This window comes from Saccharopolyspora sp. (genome assembly GCF_017434145.1).
GTDB lineage: Bacteria > Actinomycetota > Actinomycetes > Mycobacteriales > Pseudonocardiaceae > Saccharopolyspora_C > Saccharopolyspora_C galaxeae.
Map to the genome: position 1 here is coordinate 1 of NZ_JAFRFW010000454.1, position 6,856 is coordinate 6,856.

At 69.0% G+C, this 6,856-nt stretch carries 7 protein-coding genes; all 7 read left to right on the forward strand.

Annotated elements, in window-relative coordinates:
• Positions 1 to 780 (forward strand): metalloregulator ArsR/SmtB family transcription factor (locus IJH84_RS12535; protein ID WP_295144359.1); only part of this gene is annotated, 780 nt, incomplete at its 5' end.
• Complete coding sequence (sufB, locus tag IJH84_RS12540) at positions 777 to 2,237, forward strand: Fe-S cluster assembly protein SufB (RefSeq protein ID WP_200069745.1); 1,461 nt, start codon at positions 777 to 779, stop codon at positions 2,235 to 2,237. The genes IJH84_RS12535 and sufB, both read left to right, overlap by 4 nt.
• A complete protein-coding gene (gene sufD, locus IJH84_RS12545; protein WP_295144362.1) occupies positions 2,237 to 3,427 on the forward strand; it encodes a Fe-S cluster assembly protein SufD in 1,191 nt (396 codons plus the stop codon). Before sufB ends, sufD begins: the two co-directional genes overlap by 1 nt.
• Before the next feature lie 48 nt (positions 3,428 to 3,475).
• Positions 3,476 to 4,243: a Fe-S cluster assembly ATPase SufC gene (sufC, locus tag IJH84_RS12550; protein WP_200069743.1), complete on the forward strand. Its 768-nt coding sequence runs from the start codon at positions 3,476 to 3,478 to the stop codon at positions 4,241 to 4,243.
• Complete coding sequence (locus IJH84_RS12555) at positions 4,240 to 5,535, forward strand: cysteine desulfurase (RefSeq protein WP_295144365.1); 1,296 nt, start codon at positions 4,240 to 4,242, stop codon at positions 5,533 to 5,535. The genes sufC and IJH84_RS12555 overlap by 4 nt, the downstream gene beginning before the upstream one ends.
• Positions 5,536 to 5,550: 15 nt before the next feature.
• Positions 5,551 to 6,012: a Fe-S cluster assembly sulfur transfer protein SufU gene (gene sufU / locus IJH84_RS12560; protein WP_200069741.1), complete on the forward strand. Its 462-nt coding sequence runs from the start codon at positions 5,551 to 5,553 to the stop codon at positions 6,010 to 6,012.
• Positions 6,009 to 6,431, forward strand: a complete 423-nt coding sequence (locus tag IJH84_RS12565; protein WP_295144369.1) for a metal-sulfur cluster assembly factor — start codon at positions 6,009 to 6,011, stop codon at positions 6,429 to 6,431. Before sufU ends, IJH84_RS12565 begins: the two co-directional genes overlap by 4 nt.
• The last annotated feature ends 425 nt before the right edge of the window (positions 6,432 to 6,856 follow it).

Below are 6,856 nucleotides of genomic sequence, written 5' to 3' on the forward strand. Positions count from 1 at the left end.
GCGCAGTCCGGAGACGGCGGCACCCGGCACTCGGTCGCCCGCCTCCTGCTGGAGCGGGGGCCGATCACCGCGGCTGCGGTGGCCGAAGCGCTCGGGATCAGCGCCGTCGCGGTGCGCAGGCACCTCGACGCACTGGTCGCCGAGGGCGAGGCTTACACCAGGGAGTCCTCGGCACGGCAACGCCGCGGCCGGGGCAGGCCCGCCAAGCTGTACCTGCTGACCGAGGTCGGCAGGGCCAGGTTCGGGCACGCCTACGACGACCTGGCCGTGGCGGCGTTGCGGTTCATCGCCGAATCGGACGGTGAGCAGGCGGTGCGGTCGTTCGCCGAACAGCGGATCGCCGCACTCGTCGAACACCACCGGGAGGCGCTGGCCGCCGCCCGGACTCCGGCCGAGCGGGCCGAGGTCCTTGCCGGTGCACTGACTCGCGAGGGCTACGCTGCCTCGACGCGCAGCGTCGCCTCCGGTGAGCAGCTCTGCCAGCACCACTGCCCGGTGGCGCACGTCGCTGCGGACTTCCCGCAGTTGTGCGAGGCCGAGACGGCGGCGTTCGCCGAAGTCCTCGGCACCCACGTGCAGCGGTTGGCCACCATCGCCAACGGCGATGCGGCATGCACGACGCACGTACCGCTCACGCGGAACGCGCGAACGACCGGGACCGGTGCGGAGACCGACGAGGTCGCCCCCGGACCGGCCACAACCGACCAAGCACCCGCGGCCGGTCGGCGACCGGCGGGGGAGCAGACCGCCCCGATTCCTGACGGAGGGGAGTCCGTATGACTGCCGCTGCCGAGCAGCGCACACCCACCACGGTGTCGAACACTGGCCAGCTCAGCCAAGAAGAGACCCTCGCCACCCTGGGCAACTACGAATACGGCTGGGCCGACTCCGACGCCGCCGGTGAGTCCGCCCGCCGCGGGCTCAACGAGGACGTCGTCCGGGAGATCTCGGCCAAGAAGGACGAGCCCGAGTGGATGCTCGAAGCGCGGCTCAAGGCGCTGCGGCTGTTCGAGCGCAAGCCGATGCCGAACTGGGGCGCCGATCTGTCCGGCATCGACTTCGAGCAGATCAAGTACTTCGTGCGTTCCACCGAGGAGCAGGCCCAGACCTGGGAGGACCTGCCCGAGGACATCAAGAACACCTACGACAAGCTGGGCATCCCGGAAGCGGAGAAGCAGCGGCTGGTCGCCGGTGTCGCCGCGCAGTACGAGTCCGAGGTGGTCTACCACAAGATCCGCGAGGACCTGGAGGAGAAGGGCGTCCAGTTCCTGGACACCGACACCGCCCTGCGCGAGCACCCGGAGATCTTCAAGGAGTACTTCGGCTCGGTCATCCCGGCCGGGGACAACAAGTTCTCCGCGCTGAACACCGCGGTGTGGTCCGGCGGCTCGTTCATCTACGTGCCGAAGGGCGTGCACGTGGACATCCCGCTGCAGGCCTACTTCCGGATCAACACCGAGAACATGGGCCAGTTCGAGCGGACGCTGATCGTGGTCGACGAGGGTGCCTACGTGCACTACGTCGAGGGCTGCACCGCGCCGATCTACTCCAGCGACTCGCTGCACTCGGCGGTCGTGGAGATCGTGGTCAAGAAGAACGCGCGCTGCCGCTACACCACGATCCAGAACTGGTCGAACAACGTCTACAACCTGGTCACCAAGCGGGCCAAGGCCGAAGAGGGCGCGACCATGGAGTGGGTCGACGGCAACCTCGGCTCCAAGGTGACCATGAAGTACCCGTCGGTGTTCCTGATGGGCGAGCACGCCAAGGGCGAGGTGCTCTCGGTGGCCTTCGCCGGTGAGAGCCAGCACCAGGACGCGGGCGCGAAGATGGAGCACATGGCTCCGCACACGTCCTCGTCGATCGTGTCCAAGTCGATCGCCAGGGGCGGCGGCCGCACTTCCTACCGGGGTCTGGTGAAGGTCGCCAAGCGCGCCAACCACTCCTCGTCCAACGTCAAGTGCGACGCGTTGCTGGTGGACACCATCAGCCGCTCCGACACGTACCCCTACGTCGACGTGCGCGTCGACGACGTGTCCATGGGCCACGAGGCCACCGTCTCCAAGGTCAGCGACGACCAGCTGTTCTACCTGATGCAGCGCGGGCTGACCGAGGACGAGGCGATGGCGATGATCGTGCGCGGCTTCGTCGAGCCGATCGCGCGCGAGCTGCCGATGGAATACGCGCTGGAACTGAACCGCCTGATCGAGCTGCAGATGGAAGGGGCCGTCGGCTGATGACGAGCACCACCAGTACCGACGACGCCCAGCACGGCCTGAGCGAGCACTCCCACGGGGGGACTGTGATCCCGCAGTCCTCCCGCGGGCAGCGGTTCACCTCGTACGACGTCGATGCCTTCGAGGTTCCCGGCGGCCGCGAGGAGGACTGGCGGTTCACGCCGGTCAAGCGGCTCAAGGGCCTGCACGACGGCACCGCAGAGGCCAACGGCGAGATCGGTGTCGAGGTCGAGGCAGGCTCCGAGGTCACCGTGGAGACCGTGGGCCGCGACGACGAGCGCCTCGGCAACGGCGGCGTGCCCGCCGACCGCATCGCCGCGCAGGCGTGGAGCTCGTTCGAGCAGGCCACGGTCGTCACCGTGCCCAAGGAGGTGCGCCCGGAAGGCCCGGTCAGCATCGTCGTGCACGGCCCCGGTGTCGGGCGGACGGCCTACGGGCACATCCAGATCCGCGCCGAGCGGTTCGCCGACGCCGTCGTGGTGGTCGACTACCGCGGCTCCGGTGTGCTGGGCGAGAACATCGAGTTCGTCGTGGACGACTCCGCGCGGCTGTCGATCGTGTCCGTGCACGACTGGGCCGACGACGCCACCCAGGTCAGCTCCGAGCACGCCTACCTGGGCCGGGACGCGGTGTTCCGGCACCTGGCGGTGACCCTCGGCGGCGACCTGGTGCGGGTGAACACCACCGTGACCTACGGCGACAAGGGCGGCGACGCCGAGCTGCTGGGGCTGTACTTCGCCGACGAGGGCCAGCACCTGGAGCACCGGATGCTGGTCGACCACGCCGAGGCGAACTGCCGCAGCAACGTGCTCTACAAGGGCGCGCTGCAGGGCGATTCCGCGCACACGGTGTGGATCGGTGACGTGCTGATCCGCGCGGCGGCCGAAGCCACCGAGACCTTCGAGCTGAACCGGAACCTGGTGCTGACCGAGGGCGCCCGCGCCGACTCGGTGCCGAACCTGGAGATCGAGACCGGGGAGATCGAAGGCGCCGGGCACGCCAGCGCCATCGGCCGGTTCGACGACGAGCAGCTGTTCTACCTGCAGTCCCGCGGCATCCCGGAGGACCAGGCCCGCAGGCTCGTGGTGCGCGGCTTCTTCGGCGAGATCCTGCAGAAGATCACCGTGCCGGAGGTCCGCGAGCGGCTGGAGGCCGCGATCGAGGCCGAGCTGGCCGTCGTCGGCGCCTGAGCGCCACCCCTACTCGACTTTCCTCACACACCAGGAGAACAACGCACAATGGCCACCCTGGAGATCAAGGACCTGCACGGCTCCGTCGTCACCGACGAGGGCGCCAAGCCGATCCTCAACGGCGTGAACCTCACGGTCCGCTCCGGCGAGATCCACGCCATCATGGGCCCGAACGGCTCCGGCAAGTCGACGCTGGCCTACGCCATCGCCGGGCACCCCAAGTACCGGATCGACTCCGGTCAGGTGCTGCTCGACGGCGAGGACGTGCTGGAGATGAGCGTGGACGAGCGCGCCCGCGCGGGCCTGTTCCTCGCCATGCAGTACCCGGTCGAGGTGCCGGGCGTTTCGATGTCGAATTTCCTGCGCAGCGCGGCCGGCTCGGTCCGCGGTGAGGCCCCGCAGATCCGGCACTGGGTCAAAGAGGTCAAGCAGGCGATGAGCAGCCTGGACATCGACCCGTCGTTCGCCGAGCGCAGCGTCAACGAGGGCTTCTCCGGCGGCGAGAAGAAGCGGCACGAGATCCTGCAGCTGGACCTGCTGGACCCGAAGTTCGCGATCCTCGACGAGACCGACTCCGGCCTGGACGTCGACGCGCTGCGCGTGGTGTCCGAGGGCGTCAACAGCTACGTCGAGAAGGGTGACAAGGGAGTGCTGCTGATCACGCACTACTCCCGCATCCTCAACCACGTCCAGCCGCACTACGTGCACGTGTTCGCGGGCGGCAAGGTCGTCGAGTCCGGCGGCCCGGAGCTGGCCGAGGAACTGGAGCGCAACGGCTACGTGCGGTTCACGAAGGAGGCGGCTTCGCAGTCATGACCGCTCAGCCTCTCACCCACGCCGGTGCGGCCCCGCTGGACGTCGCGGCGATCCGGTCGGACTTCCCGATCCTCGGTCGCACCATCCGCGACGACCGCAGCCTGGTCTACCTGGATTCGGGTGCGACCTCGCAGCGTCCGCGCCAGGTGCTGGACGCGGAGCGGTCCTTCCTGGAGACCTCCAACGCGGCCGTGCACCGCGGTGCGCACCAGCTCGCTGAGGAGGCCACGGACGCCTACGAGGACGCCCGCGCCAAGATCGCGCGGCTGGTCGGCGCCGGGATCGACGAGGTGGTGTTCACCAAGAACGCCACCGAGGGGATCAACCTGGTCGCCTACGCGATGAGCAACGCGGGCACCTCGGGGCCCGAGGCGGAGCGGTTCCGCATCGGCCCCGGCGACGAGGTCGTGGTGACCGAGATGGAGCACCACGCCAACCTGGTGCCGTGGCAGCAGCTGTGCCAGCGCACCGGGGCGACGTTGCGCTGGTTCGGCGTCACCGCGGACGGCAGGCTGGATCTGTCCGATGTGGACGATGTGATCACCGAGCGGGCCAAGGTCGTCGCGGTCTCGCACCAGTCCAACGTGCTCGGCACGGTGAACCCGTTGGAGCGGATCGTCGCGCGGGCGCACCAGGTGGACGCGCTGGTGGTGCTGGACGCCTGCCAGTCGGTGCCGCACTCGCCGGTGGACTTCGCCGCGCTGGACGTGGACTTCGCGGTCTTCTCCGGGCACAAGATGCTCGGCCCGTCCGGCATCGGGGTGCTCTACGGCCGCAACGAGCTGCTGCGCTCGATGCCGCCGTTCCTCACCGGCGGGTCGATGATCGAGATGGTCTACATCGACCACTCCACGTTCTCCGAGCCGCCGCAGCGGTTCGAGGCGGGCGTGCCGATGACTTCGCAGGCCATCGGGCTCGGCGCGGCCGTGGACTACCTGTCGGTGGTGGGCATGGAGCGCATCGCCGCGCACGAGAAGAAGCTCGCCGCGGCGGCGCTGGAGGAACTGTCCGGGATCGACGGGGTGCGCATCATCGGCCCCAACAGCACCGAGGACCGCGGCGCCACGGTGTCGTTCGTGCTCGACGGGGTGCACCCGCACGACGCGGGCCAGGTGATGGACGGCCAGGGCGTCGAGGTTCGCGTCGGCCACCACTGCGCGTGGCCGCTGCACCGGTCGTTCCGGATTCCGGCCACGGTGCGGGCGAGCTTCTACCTGTACAACGATCTGGACGAGGTCGCCGCGCTCGGGGAAGCTGTGCGGGAGGCTCAGCGTTTCTTCGGTGTCGCGTGAACTGAAGGACGTGTGATGCAGCTCGAGCAGATGTACCAGGAGATCATCCTGGACCACTACCGCAACCCGCACCGCACTGGCCTGCGGGACCCGTTCGACGCGGAGTCCTTCCAGGTCAACCCGGTCTGCGGGGACGAGGTGACGCTGCGGGTGCGGTTGACCGGCAGCGGCCCCGACGCGATCATCGAGGACGTCTCCTACGACGGGCAGGGCTGTTCGATCAGCCAGGCTTCCACGTCGGTGCTCACCGACCTGGTGGTCGGCAAGCCGGTCAAGGAGGCGATGGGCAAGGAGACCGCGTTCAGCGAGCTCATGCAGGGCCGCGGGCAGGTCGAGCCCGACGAGGACGTCCTGGAGGACGGCATCGCGTTCGCCGGGGTGGCCAAGTACCCGGCGCGCGTGAAGTGCGCGTTGCTCGGGTGGATGGCTTTCAAGGACGCCGTGTCGCGCGTCGTCGACGAGGTGGGAGCGTCATGACCGACCAAACCCAGGTGCAGGACAAGGAAACGGCTGAAGCCGACGTGCAGCGCGGCGCGGAAGGCATGCCGGAGACCCCGGCGCCTGCCGCGGAACTCGCCGCGGTGGAAGACGTCGAAGAGGCGCTGCGCGATGTGGTGGACCCCGAGCTGGGCATCAACATCGTCGACCTCGGCCTGCTCTACGGCGTGACCGTCGAGCAGGACAACAGCGCCACGCTGGACATGACCCTGACTTCCGCGGCCTGCCCGCTGACCGACGTGATCGAGGAGCAGGCCCGTTCCGCGCTCACCGGCGGCCCCGGTGGCGGTGTGGTCAACGACTTCCGCATCAACTGGGTGTGGATGCCGCCGTGGGGACCGGAAAAGATCACCGAAGAGGGGCGCGAGCAGCTCCGCGCCCTCGGCTTCACGGTCTGAGCGGCCGATACTCCGTACGCGACGGCCCCGGCAGCACCTCGCTGCCGGGGCCGTTCGTCGTGTGCGGGCGGTGCCTCATTCAGGGGCCCTGCACGCGAGGTGAGTCGGTCGGCTGCGGCGGCATCGCCTCCGGATCCTGCGTCGGAAAGCCCGGCGGTGCGGAGTGCGGTCCGGCGCTGTCGGCCGGTGGCTGCGGCGCTGGGCGCACGTTCGGCGGCTGAGCAGCGGGCACGGCGTTCGACGGCACGTGCTGCGGCGCCCGCGGATTCCCGCCCGGTTGCGGCTGCGGTACGTGCGGATTCCCGCCCGGCGCGGACTTAATGAGGGCAAATAAGCCACGCCACTGCCACCAGAAAGCATCTCGGAATTCATCGTGGCTATCCCTACGATATGTAACTTTTCGGCACCCTGATAGAGCGAATTCA